Annotated in this window: 17 protein-coding genes; 10 read left to right on the top strand and 7 right to left on the bottom strand. The window is 59.1% G+C overall.

Annotation, left to right across the window (positions count from 1 at the left end):
- From OKW98_RS00420 to gpmI, 4 genes are all read right to left on the bottom strand, one after another.
- Nucleotides 1-801, bottom strand: coding sequence for a divergent polysaccharide deacetylase family protein (locus OKW98_RS00420; protein WP_265387523.1), 801 nt, complete (start codon nucleotides 799-801; stop codon nucleotides 1-3).
- A gap of 1 nt (nucleotide 802) precedes the next feature.
- The gene (locus tag OKW98_RS00415) at nucleotides 803-2,134 is read right to left on the bottom strand and encodes a S41 family peptidase (protein ID WP_108122742.1); all 1,332 of its coding nucleotides are present in this window, start codon (nucleotides 2,132-2,134) and stop codon (nucleotides 803-805) included.
- Nucleotides 2,135-2,164: 30 nt separating this feature from the next.
- A complete protein-coding gene (locus OKW98_RS00410) occupies nucleotides 2,165-3,487 on the bottom strand; it encodes a murein hydrolase activator EnvC family protein (protein ID WP_265387522.1) in 1,323 nt (440 codons plus the stop codon).
- A gap of 138 nt (nucleotides 3,488-3,625) precedes the next feature.
- Entirely contained in the window at nucleotides 3,626-5,161 is a 1,536-nt protein-coding gene (gpmI, locus tag OKW98_RS00405) for a 2,3-bisphosphoglycerate-independent phosphoglycerate mutase (protein WP_265387521.1), read from the bottom strand.
- A 161-nt stretch (nucleotides 5,162-5,322) separates the two neighbouring features.
- Here gpmI and OKW98_RS00400 point away from each other — a divergent pair, with 161 nt between their 5' ends.
- The 3 genes from OKW98_RS00400 (at nucleotide 5,323) to secB (ending at nucleotide 6,564) form a co-directional block, all read left to right on the top strand.
- Entirely contained in the window at nucleotides 5,323-5,736 is a 414-nt protein-coding gene (locus tag OKW98_RS00400) for a rhodanese-like domain-containing protein (RefSeq protein ID WP_265389857.1), read from the top strand.
- 1 nt (nucleotide 5,737) lies between these two features.
- Complete coding sequence (gene grxC / locus OKW98_RS00395) at nucleotides 5,738-5,992, top strand: glutaredoxin 3 (RefSeq protein ID WP_065987377.1); 255 nt, start codon at nucleotides 5,738-5,740, stop codon at nucleotides 5,990-5,992.
- A 77-nt stretch (nucleotides 5,993-6,069) separates the two neighbouring features.
- Nucleotides 6,070-6,564, top strand: coding sequence for a protein-export chaperone SecB (gene secB, locus OKW98_RS00390; RefSeq protein WP_065987376.1), 495 nt, complete (start codon nucleotides 6,070-6,072; stop codon nucleotides 6,562-6,564).
- A gap of 78 nt (nucleotides 6,565-6,642) precedes the next feature.
- Here secB and OKW98_RS00385 read toward each other — a convergent pair whose 3' ends face one another.
- Nucleotides 6,643-7,098 carry a tRNA (cytidine(34)-2'-O)-methyltransferase gene (locus OKW98_RS00385; protein ID WP_037016260.1) on the bottom strand — a complete coding sequence of 152 codons (456 nt, stop codon included), beginning with the start codon at nucleotides 7,096-7,098 and terminating at the stop codon, nucleotides 6,643-6,645.
- Between OKW98_RS00385 and OKW98_RS00380 the strand changes: the two genes are divergently transcribed.
- The 7 genes from OKW98_RS00380 (at nucleotide 7,097) to OKW98_RS00350 (ending at nucleotide 13,954) form a co-directional block, all read left to right on the top strand.
- Nucleotides 7,097-7,537 carry a hypothetical protein gene (locus OKW98_RS00380; protein ID WP_133773570.1) on the top strand — a complete coding sequence of 147 codons (441 nt, stop codon included), beginning with the start codon at nucleotides 7,097-7,099 and terminating at the stop codon, nucleotides 7,535-7,537. The two genes, OKW98_RS00385 and OKW98_RS00380, sit on opposite strands and share 2 nt — an antisense overlap.
- A gap of 994 nt (nucleotides 7,538-8,531) precedes the next feature.
- Nucleotides 8,532-9,923 carry an OprD family outer membrane porin gene (locus OKW98_RS00375; protein ID WP_265387520.1) on the top strand — a complete coding sequence of 464 codons (1,392 nt, stop codon included), beginning with the start codon at nucleotides 8,532-8,534 and terminating at the stop codon, nucleotides 9,921-9,923.
- Nucleotides 9,924-10,065: 142 nt separating this feature from the next.
- Nucleotides 10,066-10,704 (top strand): peroxiredoxin, encoded by a 639-nt coding sequence (locus OKW98_RS00370; RefSeq protein ID WP_265387519.1) that lies wholly within the window; start codon nucleotides 10,066-10,068, stop codon nucleotides 10,702-10,704.
- A gap of 399 nt (nucleotides 10,705-11,103) precedes the next feature.
- A complete protein-coding gene (locus tag OKW98_RS00365) occupies nucleotides 11,104-12,069 on the top strand; it encodes a sulfonate ABC transporter substrate-binding protein (protein WP_265387518.1) in 966 nt (321 codons plus the stop codon).
- A 23-nt stretch (nucleotides 12,070-12,092) separates the two neighbouring features.
- Complete coding sequence (gene ssuC / locus OKW98_RS00360; protein WP_265387517.1) at nucleotides 12,093-12,881, top strand: aliphatic sulfonate ABC transporter permease SsuC; 789 nt, start codon at nucleotides 12,093-12,095, stop codon at nucleotides 12,879-12,881.
- Nucleotides 12,878-13,687 carry an aliphatic sulfonates ABC transporter ATP-binding protein gene (gene ssuB, locus OKW98_RS00355; RefSeq protein WP_265387516.1) on the top strand — a complete coding sequence of 270 codons (810 nt, stop codon included), beginning with the start codon at nucleotides 12,878-12,880 and terminating at the stop codon, nucleotides 13,685-13,687. Before ssuC ends, ssuB begins: the two co-directional genes overlap by 4 nt.
- Before the next feature lie 51 nt (nucleotides 13,688-13,738).
- The gene (locus OKW98_RS00350; RefSeq protein ID WP_037016233.1) at nucleotides 13,739-13,954 is read left to right on the top strand and encodes a TOBE domain-containing protein; all 216 of its coding nucleotides are present in this window, start codon (nucleotides 13,739-13,741) and stop codon (nucleotides 13,952-13,954) included.
- A gap of 1,008 nt (nucleotides 13,955-14,962) precedes the next feature.
- Here the strand turns inward: OKW98_RS00350 and OKW98_RS00345 are convergent.
- Both OKW98_RS00345 and OKW98_RS00340 read right to left on the bottom strand, forming a co-directional pair.
- A complete protein-coding gene (locus tag OKW98_RS00345; RefSeq protein WP_265387515.1) occupies nucleotides 14,963-15,601 on the bottom strand; it encodes a TetR/AcrR family transcriptional regulator in 639 nt (212 codons plus the stop codon).
- A 158-nt stretch (nucleotides 15,602-15,759) separates the two neighbouring features.
- Nucleotides 15,760-17,136: a glutamine synthetase family protein gene (locus OKW98_RS00340; protein ID WP_237253295.1), complete on the bottom strand. Its 1,377-nt coding sequence runs from the start codon at nucleotides 17,134-17,136 to the stop codon at nucleotides 15,760-15,762.
- Nucleotides 17,137-17,186: the final 50 nt, after the last annotated feature.

Genomic DNA, 17,186 nt, shown 5'->3' with positions numbered 1-17,186 from the left:
CTAGCGATAACGCCCGTTCTTGCCATGGCCGGCCATTGCCTCATTTCCGCGCTCAGTGACCATGTGGCGGATCTCGATCAACTCTATCCCTTGGGATTTAAGCGTGGGCAGCTCGCGCTCAAGCACATCCAGTGTTACCGGATAGGGATGGCCGATCATCACGGCCGAGCCTTGCTTATGCGCCAGTTTAATTGCCGTCTGAAGCTGGCCGCTAATGGCCTCTGCGGTGCGCTCGTCGTCGAGGAAGACATCGCGGGAGACACTGGCCAAACCGATTTTCTGAGCCTCGGCGGCGGCAACGGTTTTTGCGCTGGTGCGGCTGTCGACCAGGAACAGATGGCGGCGCTGCAATTCACCCACCAACCAGCTCATGGCCACCGGTTCAGCCGTCATGCGGCTGCCCATGTGGTTGTTGATGCCAGCGGCATAGGGGACTTTCAGCAGCGCGGCGTTCAGACGCGATTCGAGTTCAGGCAGCGGCAGTTCGGGATGCCAGGCGTACGGCCCGGTCGCCGGGTCCATGGGCATGTGCAGCATGACCGTCTTGCCAGCCTTGTGCGCCTGACGGGCAAACTCGGTGGCGTGGGGCGTGTCGGGCATGATCGCCAGCGTCACGGGGCCAGGAAGGGCCAGCGCGCGGCTGTCCCTTTCAGGATTTTGTCCGAGATCGTCGATGATCAAGCTGAGATAGGCGAGCTTCGGCGCTTTGCCGCCGGACGCCGCAGATTCGGCGGGCGCTGCGTGTGCAGCACCCGTTGTGACGGCAAGGGCCCAGATGAGCCCGGTCAACCAGACGCGCATCTCAATTGCCGCGCGTGACACTCAAACCCTTGAGCAAGCTCAGCGCCTGGTTCATCTGGTAGTCATCGTCCTGCGGACGCGCCTTGCCAGCCTTGGCCTTGGTGGTCGGCTTGTCCGCGCCGCCGTTGCCGTTGCCCAAGTGACCGAGCAGATCGGCCTCTTTGTAGTTGTCGCCGTCGGCTTCGGCGGTGAGCTTCGCGCGTTTGACTTCGATGTCCGGGTTGATGCCCTGGGCCTGGATCGAGCGGCCGTTCGGCGTGTAATACAGCGCCGTGGTGATCTTCAGCGCGCGGTCGTTGGCCAGCGGCAGAACGGTCTGCACCGAGCCTTTGCCGAACGTGTCAGTGCCCATCAGGATGCCGCGCTTCTGGTCTTGCAAGGCGCCTGCGACGATTTCCGACGCCGAGGCGCTGCCGCCGTTGATCAGCACAACGAGCGGCACGCCTTCGCTGGCGTCCGCCGGGTCTGCCGAGAAGCGCAGTTCGGAGTTGGCGATGCGGCCTTTGGTGTAAACGATCAGGCCCTTGGTCAGGAAGTGGTCAGCCACTTCAACCGCCGCCTGCAAGACACCGCCCGGGTTGTTGCGCAGGTCGAGGATCAAGCCGCTCATCTTCTTGCCGTTGTCTTTGCGCAGCTTGGCCAGTGCCTTGCCGACTTCCTCACCGGTCTTGACCTGGAACTGGGTGATGCGGATGTAGCCATAACCCGGCTCCAGCATCTGCGCTTTCACGCTCTTGACCTGGATGGTCGCGCGCGCCAGCGTCACGTCGAACGGTGTGCCGCCGTCACGCACCAGCGTAAGGGTGATCTTCTCGCCGAGCTTGCCGCGCATCTTGTCCACGGCTTCCTGCATCGTCTGGCCCTGGGTCGGCGTGCCGTTGATCTTCACGATCAAGTCACCTGCCTCGATACCGGCCTTGGATGCAGGGGTGTCATCGATGGGGGAGACGACTTTGACAAAGCCGTCTTCGACGCCCACTTCGATACCCAACCCGCCGAACTCGCCGCTGGTGCTTTCCTGCAGCTCCTGGAAATCTTCCGGGCCCAGATAAGCGGAGTGCGGGTCGAGGTTGCTGAGCATGCCTTTGATGGCATTTTCCAGCAGGGTCTTGTCATCAACAGGTTCGACGTACGCGGCTTTAATCCGGTCCATGACCTCGGCGAAGGTGCGCAGCTCGTCGAGCGGCAGCGGCGCCTTGATGTTCGCGGCATTGGCGGGCGCAGTGGCGGCGGGCGCAGGAGCAGGGGCGGCGCCGGCAGCCTGGGCCAGAGGAGCGCCGATAACAACGGCGATAGTCAGGGCCAGCGAGGTGAGGCGGGACGAAAACAGCATGTCTTACGAACTCCTGAGTGAGGTGTCGACTTATCCTTGAGTGCGACACCATTGGGCCGGATCACTAGGGCGACCCTGCTGACGAATAGCGAAATACAACGCCGGAGTGTCCTGACCACCACCACTGCTACCGACAGTGGAGATCGCTTCTCCGGCTTTTACGACGTCACCGGCCTCTTTCAACAGGCTCTGGTTGTGACCGTACAGACTCAAATAACCATTGCCGTGGTCGAGGATGACCAGAAGCCCGGCGCCGCGCAACCAGTCGGCGAAGACCACCCGACCACCGTGCACCGCGCGGACCTGGCTGCCTGCAGCAGCACTGATCATCACGCCATCCCACTTGGTGCGTTCGTCATCGCCACGGCTTTCGCCGAATCGCGCCAACAATCGACCATCGACCGGCCAAGGAAGTTTTCCCTTCGCTTGTTCAAAAGCACCGCCGTACGACTGACCGGCACTGGAAACCATCGCGCCAGGCGATTTGATCGGGCGACGCGGGGCTTCATCGTTGTCGTCCCTCGCATCGTCTTTGGCACGGTTTTTCGCCAACGCTTCCTGCTCGCGCTGCCGTTTCTCGGCCTCTTGCTGCGCCAACAGTGCTTTCTGGCGAGCCTCTTCGGCTTCGCGGGCCTGGCGGGCGAGGGTTTCTTCGATGGTCTTGAGGACCTTGGTCAGGTCGGCTTGATCCTGCTGCCGCGACTGCAGCTTCTGGTCGCGCACCTTGTAGTCCTGATTCAGCTTGGCGAGCGCGACCTGACGCTCTTGGCGGACGGTGTCGAGCTGGGCTTTCTGGTCATCCAGCGAACTCTTCTGCACCAGGAGCTGCGCCTGCTGCAGGTCGATGTTTTTCTCGACACCGGCCAGCTGGCGCAGGGTTTCATTGAAGCTGCGCAACTGCTCCAGGCGGGCCTTGCTCAGATAATCGTAATAGGTAAGGGTACGGGCGAATTTCTCGGGGTTCTGCTGGTTGAGCAGCAGTTTGAGGTATTCCTGGCGGCCGCTCTGGTAGGCAGCGCGGGCCTGAATGGCGATCAGTCGTTGTTGTTCAACGCGTGCGCTCTGGAGTTTTTTTTTCTCCTGGTCGAGCCGTTGCAGCTCGCTTTCACTCTTTTTTAGTTCCTTTTGCAGGGCCTCCACCTGCTTTTCCAGCTTGCCCATTTCCGTTTCAGTGGAGCGCAGGTCTTTCTGGACGCCGGATTTTTCTTCCTGCAACTGGCCCAGCGCTTTCTTCAGTTCGGTGATGTCCTGACGCGTAGCATCCAGCTGTTTCTGCGTTTGTGCACGATCATCGTCGGCGAAGGCCGGATTGAGCATACAAATCAAAGCGAGGGTGATCAGGGCGCGAAGCATGAGGTTGGGCGATACCAGGAGTGAAGACGGGCCTAGTATGCCCGGCGGTGGCTGCAAAAAAAACGCTCGGACGACGTGGCCGTCAGACATTTCATACAAAACCGGCCCGCCAGCGACTGGCGGACCGGTTCGAGGGGCTTACTTGGCGACCAGAATCGGCGTACCGGTCATTTCTGTCGGGATTTCCATCCCGAGCAACATCAGCATGGTCGGCGCCACGTCTGCCAGCACGCCGCCTTCGCGCACCTTCAGGTCACGCTTGCCTACATAAACGAACGGCACCGGCTCGGTGGTGTGAGCGGTGTGAGGCTGGTGGGTCTGCTCGTTGGTCATCTGTTCGACGTTGCCGTGGTCGGCCGTGATCAGCGCTTCGCCGCCGACTTTTTCCAGCGCTTGAGTGATCCGGCCAACGCACACGTCCAGGCACTCAACGGCTTTGACCGCTGCTTCCATGATCCCGCTGTGGCCCACCATGTCGCCGTTGGCGTAGTTGACGACGATCACGTCGTAACGCTGATGCTCGATGGCGTCGACGATTCTGTCGGTCACTTCCGGCGCGCTCATTTCCGGCTGCAGGTCGTAGGTCGCGACTTTCGGAGACGGGATCAGGATGCGTTCTTCGCCGGGGAACGGTTCTTCACGGCCGCCGGAGAAGAAGAACGTTACGTGAGCGTATTTCTCGGTTTCGGCGATGCGCAGCTGCGTTTTGCCGTTGTTCGAGAGGTATTCGCCGAGCACATTGTGCAGGCCGGCCTTTTCGAACGCCGCCGGTGCGTCGATGGTGGCTGCGTACTTGGTCAGCGTGACGAAGCCGGCCAGTTTGGCCTGACGACGACGGGCGAAGTCTGCGAAATCGTCTTCGACGAATACGCGGGTCAGTTCGCGGGCACGGTCGGAGCGGAAGTTCATGAACACGACTGCGTCGCCGTCTTCGACACTCACCGGTGCGCCGATGCTGGTGGCTTTGACGAATTCGTCGTTTTCCCCACGTGCATAAGCGGCGTCCAGCGCAGCTTTGGTGTTGTCGGCGTGGAATTCCGAAGTGCCGTCGACGATCAGGTTGTAGGCGGATTCGACACGGTCCCAGCGATTGTCGCGGTCCATGGCGAAGTAACGGCCGATGATCGTGGCAGTGCGACCCTTGCCCAGGCGCGCGTAGGCCGCTTCCATGGTCTGCAGGTATTGATGGGCGCTGCGCGGTGGCGTGTCGCGACCATCGAGGAAGGCGTGCAGGTAAATCTTGTCGGCACCACGTTTGACTGCCAGCTCGACCATCGCCACCAGGTGATCTTCATGGCTGTGCACGCCGCCGTCGGACAACAGGCCGAGGATGTGGACGGCCTTGCCAGCGCCAACGGCCAGATCGACTGCTTTGCAGATGTTGGGGTTTTCGAAGAACTCACCGTCGCGGATCGCTTTGGTCACGCGGGTGAAGTCCTGATACACCACGCGGCCGGCGCCCAGGTTCATGTGGCCGACTTCGGAGTTGCCCATCTGCCCGTCAGGCAGCCCGACATCCATGCCGGACCCGGAGATCAAGCCATTAGGCATGGTTTGGTACAAGCGATCGAAGACCGGCATCTTCGCTGCGTAGACCGCATTGCCGTGGTGGCTGTCGCTGTGACCGAAGCCGTCAAGGATGATCAGAACCAGAGGTTTAGGCGTGGTAGTCATGAATCCCACTCTTGGCTAATAGGTGAAGTAGAAAAAAGATCGACAGTTTAGGGACAAGTTCAAATCAGCAACAAGCTAAACGACGTCACTGCCGTACGGGCTTTGGCCGACCTTGGGTGCTGTGTATACTGGCCGACATTTTAACGCCCTGGAACCTGATGATGGTTGCTCACCTGATTGAATTTGCCACGAATCACTATTTGCTGACGGGTGCTTTCGTCATCCTGCTGGGCCTGCTGATCGCAACGGAGCTTAGCAAAGGTGGCCGCAGCCTGAGCACCGGCGAATTGACCGCTCTGGTCAACCGCGATGAAGCCATTGTCATCGACGTCCGCACCAAAAAAGACTTCACTGCCGGCCACATCGTCGGCGCCGTGAATTTCCCCCAGGACAAAATCCTGACCCGCACAGCGGAGCTGGAGAAATTCAAGCCTAAAACCCTGATCATCGTTGACGCCGCTGGCCAGCACGCCGGCCATACCGCCCGTGAACTGCTGAAGGTGGGCTTCAACGCCGCCAAGCTGTCCGGTGGTATTTCGTCGTGGCGCGGTGACAACCTGCCGCTGGTGAAGTGAAATGACCGACGTCGTCGTCTACTCCAGCGATTACTGCCCTTATTGCTCCCGCGCCAAGTCGCTGCTGGCGGGCAAGGGTGTCGGCTTCCAAGAGATCAAGGTCGACGGCAAGCCACAGATTCGTGCTGAAATGACCAAAAAATCCGGGCGTACCTCGGTTCCGCAGATCTGGATCGGCTCGGTCCATGTTGGCGGTTGCGATGACCTGTTCGCGCTGGAGCGCGCCGGCAAGCTGGATAAGCTGCTGAGCGCCTGAATTCGAACCGGGCTGTGGGAAACGATCGTTTTTTGCACAGCCCGGAAGCCTACAAGACCCCAATGTAAGGATCTGAGATGACTGATCAACCGAATAACGGCGCCATTTCCAACGAAGAAGAAGCACCGCAGTTTTCCCTGCAACGCATCTACGTCCGCGACCTGTCGTTCGAAGCGCCAAAAAGCCCGGCGATCTTCCGTCAGGAATGGACCCCGAGCGTCAGCCTGGACCTCAACACCCGCCAGAAGCAGCTGGAAAATGACTTCTACGAAGTCGTGCTGACCCTGTCGGTCGAAGTGAAGAACGGCGAAGAAATCGCCTTTATCGCTGAAGTCCAGCAAGCCGGTATTTTCCTGATCAAGGGCCTGGATGCCAGCTCGATGAGCCACACCCTGGGCGCGTTCTGCCCGAACATCCTTTTCCCGTACGCTCGCGAAACCATCGACAGCCTGGTTGTCCGTGGTTCGTTCCCTGCGCTGATGCTGGCCCCGGTGAACTTCGACGCCCTGTACGCGCAAGAACTGCAACGCATGCAGGAAAGTGGCGAAACGCCAACGCCTACCGTTCAGTAAGCGTTGTCGCTGCAATAAAAAAGCGCCTGTGATGGGCGCTTTTTTGTGGGCGGCGTATGACTTTCTGCAGCGTGGCTGCTACTTGAACCCCAGCTGCCGCCAGCCTTCATACACCGCCACCGCCACGGTATTCGACAGATTCAGACTGCGGCAGCCTTCGCGCATCGGCAGGCGCAGGCGTTGGTCGCTCGACAGCGGATCCAGCACCTCCGGCGGCAACCCTCGGCTTTCCGGGCCGAAGAGGAAGGCATCACCTTCCTCGAATTGCGCATCGTGGAAAACCCGCGAGCCCTTTGTGGTAAAAGCAAACAGCCGCGGGTGGCCGATGCTTTCAAGGCAGCTTGGCAGGTCGGCGTGACGATGCAGCGTGGCGTATTCGTGGTAATCAAGGCCGGCTCGACGCAGGCGCTTGTCATCCAGCTCGAAGCCCAGCGGCTCGATCAAATGCAGGCTGCAGCCGCTGTTGGCGCAGAGCCTGATGATGTTGCCGGTATTCGGCGGAATTTCTGGTTGAAAAAGGATCACGTGAAACATGCACGGCTCCGAACGAAAGGACGGGATGCATTCTACCCCTGAAGAAGACCCCAGACCGAAGCTGTGGCCCAAGTTTCTGGGCTCGGTGGCGATCGTTGGCGTGATGGTCGGTCTGATGATCGGCCGCGTGACAACCCCGGACCCCATTCAGCTGCAAACCATTGAAGTGCTGCCGGATGGCGTTGCCGTGTGGTTCAACCGCGAGCCGCAGCTCCACGGCGAACACATCGACGGCGCGGTCGCACTTCTATTCAACGCCCAGGGCCAGCCGCAAAAAGGCGAGCTGAAGCTCAACGGCAAAGACGTGCGCTGGAGGGTGCAACGAAGCGATAAGGGGTTGTTGCTGAACCTGCTGGCGGCCCGTCCTCTGCACGGCGACTGGCGCGGTGCAACCCAGGACGGGCGCTGGAGACTGGAGGTCAGTCTCCGGGAGGAATAAAAGAGGGGAATCCCCGGCCTGCCTGTACCAAGGTCCCCAAAACTGGTGATGTATAACCTATTGCAGCGTGCGTGCCAGTTTTGAGAATTATCCGTAGGAATATTTGTAATGTCCTGCAAACGGCGGATTTAGGGCCTTGTAGATCGCGCCATTTCCCTGCCTACCCCAAGCTGAGGTTCGAATCTGCTTTCGGAGTTGGATATTTAGTGAGCATTTTTGCACGTTATTCGCGCATCCGATGGTGGCGAGTGACCAAAGTGATGCACGTACCTCTGAAATCACTGACCTCCTGATTTGATTGGCGTGGTTCGCACCTAGCGCTTCACGCTGTGCTTCATCGAAAGAATATATTCCCTCGCTGGCGTTTCATCGAAACGTCACAATTTGTAAATACGATCGCGACGCCCGCTCAAAGATGCATCTGGCCTGATTGGAGGCTGCCCTGCGGGCAGATCTGGAGCGGGGCAGGTATCAAGCGGCGAATGTGCGGTTCGATTCGCACGCGGAAGACATTTTTCGAGCCGTTTTTAGAAAACAGACGGACTGCAGGGTGACAACTGCAATATTTCCGACTACCAAAGTAGAAATATCAGTGCTTTCAGTAGGTTAGAACTGCATTTCTCACCCGGTTTCGCATGCGGACCGTGACTTGCCGGTCAAGTTCCGGTTGTACGACAGCTCTAAACGTATCGATCTGACGAACGGCACTGAAATATGATTTGGGAATTACGGATTAGGGCCGATACACTCCGCAACGGACGGCTGAAACGGCTTGTGACATATAACTGCCTGGCATAAAGGCAGGTCTTAAAAGTCGTTTTGGGTTTAAAGGATTTACCTTACCTCGCAGCCAGTTGTAACGCGGTCTAGTCAATTAGTCTTGGGGCCATTGACTCACCGAGTCAGGTCCGGCGCTAATCGCGCATCCTCGGTTTTGAGCCTTAGGCTCGGGCCCGGGAACTACAAAAATTAGATTCATGAGGAGCGATACACAATGAAGAAGTCCACCCTGGCCTTGGCCGTATACGCAGGTGTCTTGGCTACTCAGGCTGGTGCAGCTGGTTTCCTGGATGACAGCAAAGCGACACTCAGTTCCCGTACTTTGTATTTCGAACAAGATCCGCGTCAGGCTGCGTCCAACGGTACGAAGGCGCAAGATCAGCGCCAGACCACCCAAGGCTTTCTGTTCAACTTTATCTCCGGCTACACCCCTGGCACCTTCGGCTTCGGTCTTGACGTGCAGGGCATGTACGGCATTAACCTGAGCGGCGGCATCGACAATCGTCAGGCAAACACGGTGAACACTGTTTCGCCTATGAGCTCCGACGGTACTCCTGACCACGATTGGGCTCGCGCCGGTGCCAACGCCAAGGTCAAGATCTCCAAGACCGAGCTTAAAGTCGGTAATGCCCTGCAGCCTAACCTGCCAATCCTGGTGTCGAACGACGGTCGTCTGCTGCCGCAGACCTTTGAAGGTGGCATCATTACCTCCAAGGAATTTGACGGTCTGACCCTGACCGCCGGTAAGCTGACTCAGGCTGCTGGCCGTGCTTCCACTAACTACGCTGACCTGTCGGTTCAAGGTGGCACCAAAGGCTCCAACAACTTCCAGTTCGCGGGTGGCGACTATAAAGTCACCAAAGACCTGACCGTTCAGTACTACTACGCCAACCTGGAAGATTATTACAAACAGCAGTTCCTCGGTCTGGTGCACGTCCTGCCAATCGCTGAAGACCAGTCCTTCAAGACTGACCTGCGTTACTTCCATAGCACCTCCGACGGCAAAAACGGCGACGCTAACAACACAGGCTACAAGCTGATCGGCAACGGTTATGCAGGTACCGGTAGCGACAACGGCGAAGTTGATAACGATCTCTGGACCGCAATGTTCACCTATACCCTGGGTGGCCATGCGCTGATGTTGGGTTACCAGTCTTCCAGCGACAGCGGCGCCATGCCGATCATCAACAGCGGTAACGTGACCAAGAACGGTAACGCGTTTGTTGCGAACAGAAACAGCTTCGAAGGGGAAGGTGGTAACTCCGTTTACCTGTTCACCGACAGCATGATCACCAACTTCACCCGCGCAGGTGAGCAGACCAAGTTCGGTCAGTACTCGTACGACTTCGCACGCCTGGGCGTTCCAGGTTTGAAGGCTGCGATCGCTTACCTGTACGGTGATCAGATCCGTCTGCAGACCGGTGGCCGCGGTTCCGAGTGGGAACGCGACATGCGCATCGACTACGTGTTCCAGGACAGCCTCCTGAAAGGCTTCGGCGTTACTGTTCGTCGTGCCAACCTGCGTTCGGATGACGATCTGTACTCGCTGCAACAGAACATCGACCAGACCCGTGTGGTCCTCAACTACACCTACGCCTTCAAATAAGCGTGATGTGTTGAACAGAGCCCCGCTTCGGCGGGGCTTTTTTATGCCTGAAACCCTGCCATTCAGCACGAATCGTTCCTTTTGTTTTCAGATGTCGGGATGCACAGTGATTGATAACTCATTATCCAAGGAGCACGACTAAATGGGCCTTAAACTCGGCGACATCGCACCCGACTTCGAACAGAACTCCAGCGAAGGACCGATCAGGTTTCACGAGTGGCTGGGCGGCAAATGGGCGGTATTGTTTTCGCACCCCGCTGACTTCACCCCCGTCTGCACCACCGAGCTGGGCTTCACCGCAAAACTGAAAGACGAATTCGACAAGCGCAACGTCAAGGCGATTGCCCTGTCCGTTGACTCGGCCGAATCCCACACCAAGTGGATCGGCGACATCAACACCACGCAGAACACCATCGTGAACTTCCCGATCCTGGCGGACGAGGATCGCAAGGTCTCCGAGCTGTACGACCTGATTCACCCCAATGCCAGCGAAACCCTGACGGTGCGTTCGCTGTTCGTGATCGACCCGAACAAGAAGATCCGCCTGACCATCACCTACCCGGCCAGCACCGGCCGCAACTTCCACGAGATCCTGCGGGTAATCGACTCGCTGCAGCTGACCGACAACTACAAAGTCGCGACGCCGGCTAACTGGAAGGATGGCGAAGACGTTGTGATCGTGCCGTCGATCAAGGACGAAGCAGAGATCAAAGAGCGCTTCCCCAAAGGCTATAAAGCCGTTACGCCTTACCTGCGTCTGACGCCACAGCCGAACCGCTGACACACACGTTTCAACCACGACATGAGGGCCGACTTGTCGGCCCTTTTTCATGAGTCCTGTGTTCGATCAACTGCGTTCAATTAAAGAAGCCGCGTGATGCTCTCACCTGTAGGAGCGCGCTTGCCCGCGATTGCGGTCTTCCTGTGACATGAGCATCGTCTGGAAAGATGCGTTCGCGGGCAAGCGCGCTCCTACAAGGTAAAGGCGTCTAATCACGACAATTCTTATATTCTTTTTGGTGCTAACCAAATGAATAAATATGATTTTATAGAATAACCATCCCCTGTTATGGTCTTTCCGTCCTGGCGAGATCGCCGGCCATGAATCCCTTTCTGCCTTACTGGTCCGCCATCGGACGAGCAGGTGCCACCTCTTAGCTACACACCAAAGGAGCGTGCCATGGGCACCGTTATTTTGCGTCGAGGCCTGGTCGCTCTGTTTGCTGCGGCGGTTTCCTTCGGCGTCCTTGCTCAGGCGCAGGCAGACACCTTGCGCATCGGTTATCAGAAATACGGCACGCTGGTGCTACTCAAGGCCAAAGGTTCGCTCGAGAAAAAACTCGCCGATCAAGGCGTGCAGGTCCAGTGGACCGAGTTTCCCGGTGGGCCGCAGCTGCTTGAAGGCCTGAACGTGGGCTCGATCGACTTCGGCGTAACTGGCGAAACCCCGCCCGTGTTTGCCCAGGCTGCCGGCGCTGATCTGCTGTATGTCGCCGCCGAACCGCCAGCGCCCACCAGCGAAGCGATCCTGGTGCCCAAGGATTCGCCGATCACTTCGGTTAAAGACCTCAAAGGCAAGAAAGTCGTCCTCAACAAAGGCTCCAACGTGCACTACCTGTTGGTGCGCGCCTTGGAAGAAGCCGGCTTGAAGTACACCGATATCCAGACCGTTTTCCTGCCGCCCGCCGATGCCCGTGCAGCCTTCGAACGCGGGAGCGTCGATGCCTGGGTGATCTGGGATCCTTACCAGGCCGCCGCCGAGCAGCAACTTCAGGCCAAGACCCTGCGCGACGGCAAAGGCATTGTCGACAACAACCAGTTCTACCTGGCGACCAAACCCTATGCGCAGCAGCACCCCAAGGTGATCCAGACCCTGGTGGAAGAAGTGCGCGCTGTCGGCGAATGGTCCAGGGCCAACCCGGAAGAGGTCACCCAACAGGTCGCGCCGCTGCTCGGCCTGCCGGAAGACATCGCTCGCACGGCGGTGACACGTCAGGGCTACGGCGCCTCGTTCATCACGCCAGAGACCGTCGCGGCGCAGCAGAAAATCGCCGACACCTTCTACCAGCTCAAGCTGATCCCTAAACCGTTGCGCATCGCTGATGTGATCTGGACGCCATCCGCTGCTGTCGCGAAAGCGCAGTAAGCGCATAGGAAGGAGACAACTCCATGAGCGTGGAAAGAATTATCCACAGACTGGCGCCCTGGTTGCTACCGGTCCTGCTGTTGGCGATATGGCAACTGGCGGTCAGCGCGGGCTGGCTGTCGACGCGCATTCTGCCGGCGCCGAGCGCTGTGATCGAGGCTGGCGTCACGCTGGTACGCAGCGGCGAAATCTGGACCCACTTGGCGATCAGTGGCTGGCGTGCCGGGATCGGCTTTGCTATCGGCGGCGGGATCGGCCTGGCCCTCGGCTTTATCACCGGGCTGTCGAAATGGGGCGAACGCCTGCTCGACAGCTCTGTGCAGATGATCCGCAACGTGCCGCACCTGGCGCTGATTCCTTTGGTCATCCTGTGGTTCGGCATCGACGAGACCGCCAAGATATTTCTGGTCGCGCTGGGCACGCTGTTCCCGATTTACCTGAACACCTATCACGGCATTCGCAACATCGACCCGGCGCTGGTGGAAATGTCCCGCAGCTACGGCTTGAGCGGCTTCGGGCTTTTCCGGCACGTGATGCTGCCGGGCGCGATGCCTTCGATTCTGGTCGGCGTGCGATTTGCGCTGGGCTTCATGTGGCTGACCCTGATCGTTGCGGAAACCATCTCGGCGAGTTCCGGCATTGGTTATCTGGCGATGAACGCCCGGGAGTTTCTGCAGACCGACGTCGTGGTACTGGCGATCGTGCTCTACGCCGTCCTCGGCAAATTGGCAGACCTCGCGGCGCGCGGTCTGGAGCGGGTCTGCCTGCGGTGGCACCCGGCGTATCAAGTGGCTAAAGGTGGCGCGCAATGAGCAATCTCCAACAACCGGCAAACCTGTTGCGCGGGATTCCCTTGCAGGTCCGCAAGCTGAAAAAGACGTTCGGCTCGCGGGAAGTCTTGAAAGACATCGATCTGCACATCCCGGCCGGTCAGTTCGTCGCCGTCGTGGGCCGAAGCGGCTGCGGCAAGAGCACCTTGCTGCGCCTGCTGGCGGGCCTCGATCAACCGTCGAGCGGCCAACTGCTGGCCGGTAATGGCTCGTTGGCGGATGCGCGGGAAGACACGCGACTGATGTTCCAGGAAGCGCGTTTGCTGCCTTGGAAAAAGATCATCGACAACGTCGGTCTTGGCCTCAGCGGCGACTGGCGCGGTAAAGCGTTGGAAGCGCTGGAGGCCGTAGGTTTGGCCGAGCGCGCCAATGAATGGCCGGCGGCATTATCGGGTGGGCAAAAACAACGCGTGGCGCTGGCCCGCGCGCTGATTCACCAGCCGCGCTTGTTGCTGCTCGACGAGCCCCTTGGCGCGTTGGATGCCCTGACCCGAATCGAGATGCAGCAGCTGATCGAAAACCTGTGGAAGAAGCACGGTTTCACCGTATTGCTGGTGACGCACGATGTCAGCGAGGCGGTCGCCATTGCCGACCGGGCCTTGCTGATTGAAGAGGGCCGCATCGGTCTTGATCTGCAGATTGATCTGGAACGTCCGAGGGCGCGCGGCTCTTACCAACTGGCCGCGCTGGAAACCGAAGTGCTCAACCGCGTGTTGTCGCTGCCTGGCAACCCGCCCGAACCCGAACCCACTTCACCGCTGCCCACGCAACTGCGTTGGGCGAACTAACTCCAGAGGCAATCTTGCCCCCGGAACTGATCTCACAAAGGAAGCCTTACCATGACCATCAAAGCCATCAACGTACGTAACCAGTTCAAAGGCACCATCAAGGAAATCGTCACCGGCGACGTGCTGTCCGAGATCGACGTGCAGACCGCGTCGGGTGTCGTCACGTCCGTCATCACCACCCGCTCGGTGAAAGAGCTGGAACTGGTCGTCGGCAGCGAAGTGATCGCCTTCGTGAAATCCACCGAGGTGTCGATCGCCAAGTTGTGATCGATGCTGGTTCGCAAGCGACGTCCCTACGTTTCGGAGCGCGCTTGCCCGCGAATGTGGAGTGTCAGCGACTGGATATCAGGCTGACCCACCGCAATCGCGGGCAAGCGCGCTCCTACAGTGGATCTCGGCAGCCCGCGCAATCGTCGGTGCACACAAAAATTCGTAGGAGCCGGGTTGCTGGCGAAGGCGGTGGGTCTGAGACGAAGAGGTCGACTGACACACCACCTTCGCGGGCAAGCGCGCTCCTACAGTGGATCTCGGCAGCCCGCGCAATCGTCGGTGCACACAAAAATTCGTAGGAGCCGGGTTGCTGGCGAAGGCGGTGGGTCTGAGACGAAGAGGTCGACTGACACACCACCTTCGCGGGCAAGCGCGCTCCTACAGTGGATCTCGGCAACGCACGCAATCGTCGGCGCACACAAAATCCGTAGGAGCCGGGTTGCTGGCGAAGGCGGAGGGTCTGAAATGAAGATGTCGACGGACCCACCTCAATCGCGGGCAAGCGCGCTCCTACAGTGGATCTCGGCAACGCACGCAATCGTCGGCGCACACAAAATCCGTAGGAGCCGGCTTGCTGGCGAAGGCGGAGGGTCTGAAATGAAGATGTCGACTGACCCACCGCAATCGCGGGCAAGCGCGCTCCTACAATGGATCTCGGCAACGCACGCAATCGTCGGCGCACACAAAAATTCGTAGGAGCCGGCTTGCTGGCGAAGGCGGAGGGTCTGAAATGAAGATGTCGACTGACCCACCGCAATCGCGGGCACGCGCGCTCCTACAATGGATCTCGGCCACGCACGCAATCGTCGGCGCACACAAAATCCGTAGGAGCCGGCTTGCTGGCGAAGGCGGAGGGTCTGAAATGAAGATGTCGACTGACACACCACCTTCGCGGGCAAGCGCGCTCCTACAATGGATCTCGGCCACGCACGCAATCGTCGGCTCCTACTGATCCAGTTATCCACAGCCTCTGCGTTGTTTAACCAGCTTTCGATTTGCCGGGGCCTACAGGTTTTGTGGGCGCTTCAGCAAATACGGCGGCAGGTACAACCCCAGATACGCATCAAACACCCGCAGCCCTTCCTCGGCCATGCGCGGGGTAATCGCGTTGTGCAGTTGCACCGAGCGCGCATAGACCCGATCCGCAAGTTCCAGCGCCAGGGCAAACACCTCAACATCGTCGGGCAGCGTTGGCAGTTGGAAATGCCGGGCGAACAGCGCGTGCATGAGGTTGCCCAGTTCCACGTCGTGCTGACGATCCGCCTGAGTGACTTCGGTCAAACCGTGCTGGGCGAGGATCAACTGGCGCGCGGCAGCGTCGTCGCTGTAGATCGCGAGCATGCGCGACTCCACCAAATGGGACAGGTCACGCCACTGGTTCAACCGATCATGATCGATGGGCTGCTGCAGGCTTTCGCGAAACGCTTCGTGGACATCGGCCGTGAGCGCTTCGAGCAGCGCCGGAACGCTGGCGAAGAAGTGATACACCGAAGAGGGCGGGATCTCGGCTCGCTCGGCGACGCTGTAGATGGAAAGGCTCGCTACGCCGTCCGAGGCCAACAACGCACGTGCGGCATCGAGGATCGAGTCGATCCGCGCCTGACTGCGTGCACGAGGTTTGCGGGGTGGGGCGAGGCGGGTCATCAGTGCTCTCTCGGTCGGGGCCGCCGGCATTCTACAGTGGCAGCGGGGAGATTGCCTTCCCGGCTGAAGCCGGTCCCACAGAGTGTCCGCGCAGCTCATGAATGAAAAACGCCACCGATTCTCTCGAAAAGGTGGCGTTTTCTTAACTCATGCAGCCATCAAACCGTGTGCAGATACCAGTTGTACTCAAGGTCGGAGATGGAGTGCTCGAACTCCTCCAGCTCACTTTCCTTGCACGCAACGAAGATATCGATGTACTTCGGATCGATGTACTTGGCCATGACTTCGCTGTCGTCCAGCTCGCGCAGTGCATCACGCAGGTTGTTCGGCAGGCTCTGCTCGTTCTGCTCGTAGGAGTTGCCTTCAACGGGCGGACCGGGCTCGATCTGGTTGGTCAGGCCGTGGTGAATGCCTGCCAACACCGCTGCCATCAACAGATACGGGTTGGCATCCGCACCGGCAACCCGGTGCTCGATACGTACCGAATCGGCCGTCCCGGTAGGTACGCGCACGGCGACAGTCCGGTTATCCAGACCCCAGCACGGCGAGTTTGGAACGTAGAACTGAGCACCAAACCTGCGGTACGAATTGACGTTCGGGCAAAGGAACGCCATCTGCGCAGGTAGGGTCTCGAGCACACCGCCGATCGCATGGCGCAATGCGGCGTTCTGCTCGGGATCCTCGCTGGTGAAGATGTTTTTGCCATCGCGATCGAGGATCGAAATGTGCACGTGCAGACCGTTACCCGCCTGGCCTGGATAAGGCTTGGCCATGAAGGTGGTGTCCATCTCATGGTCGTAGGCGATGTTCTTGATCAGGCGCTTGAGCAGCACCGCGTAATCACAGGCTTTGAGCGCGTCGGCGGTGTGGTGCAGGTTGACTTCGAACTGCGCCGGGGCACTTTCCTTGACGATCGCGTCAGCAGGGATGCCTTGTTCTTTCGCGCCTTCCAGAATGTCCTGGAGGCAGTCGACGTACTCGTCCAGATCGTCGATCAGGTAAACCTGTGTCGAGTGCGGACGTTTGCCGGAAATCGGCGAACGCGGCGGCTGTGGACGGCCGTTCACGTTTTCCTGATCGATCAGGTAGAACTCAAGTTCGAATGCAGCGCAGATGGTCAGGCCCATCTCGTCGAACTTGCTGACAACCTGGCGCAGGACTTCGCGCGGATCTGCGAAGAAGGGCGTGCCTTCCAGCTCGTGCATGGTCATCAGGAGTTGTGCGGTAGGACGCTTCTGCCAGGGCTCATTGCAGAGAGTGTCGGGGATTGGATAGCAGATTCGGTCAGCGTCACCGATGTCCAGACCCAGACCGGTGCTTTCCACCGTCGAGCCGTTGATATCCAGTGCGAATAGGGAAGCTGGGAGGTTGATGCCTTTCTCGTAAACCTTATGAAGGCTGGTGCGTTCGATGCGCTTGCCGCGCACCACTCCATTCATATCTGCAATCAGAAGGTCAACGTATAGAACCTCAGGATGTTCCTTAAGGAACGCGTTCGCTTCGTTGAGCTGAACGGCACGCGGGGGTACCGACATGATGCAACACCTTTGTTGTTGAAAATATCAATCATCGAGCATTACGGGTT

The sequence above is a fragment of the Pseudomonas sp. KU26590 genome (assembly GCF_026153515.1).
GTDB lineage: Bacteria > Pseudomonadota > Gammaproteobacteria > Pseudomonadales > Pseudomonadaceae > Aquipseudomonas.
The sequence above is the reverse complement of the archived record's forward strand: the minus strand, read 5'-3'. Positions and strand labels throughout refer to the sequence as shown.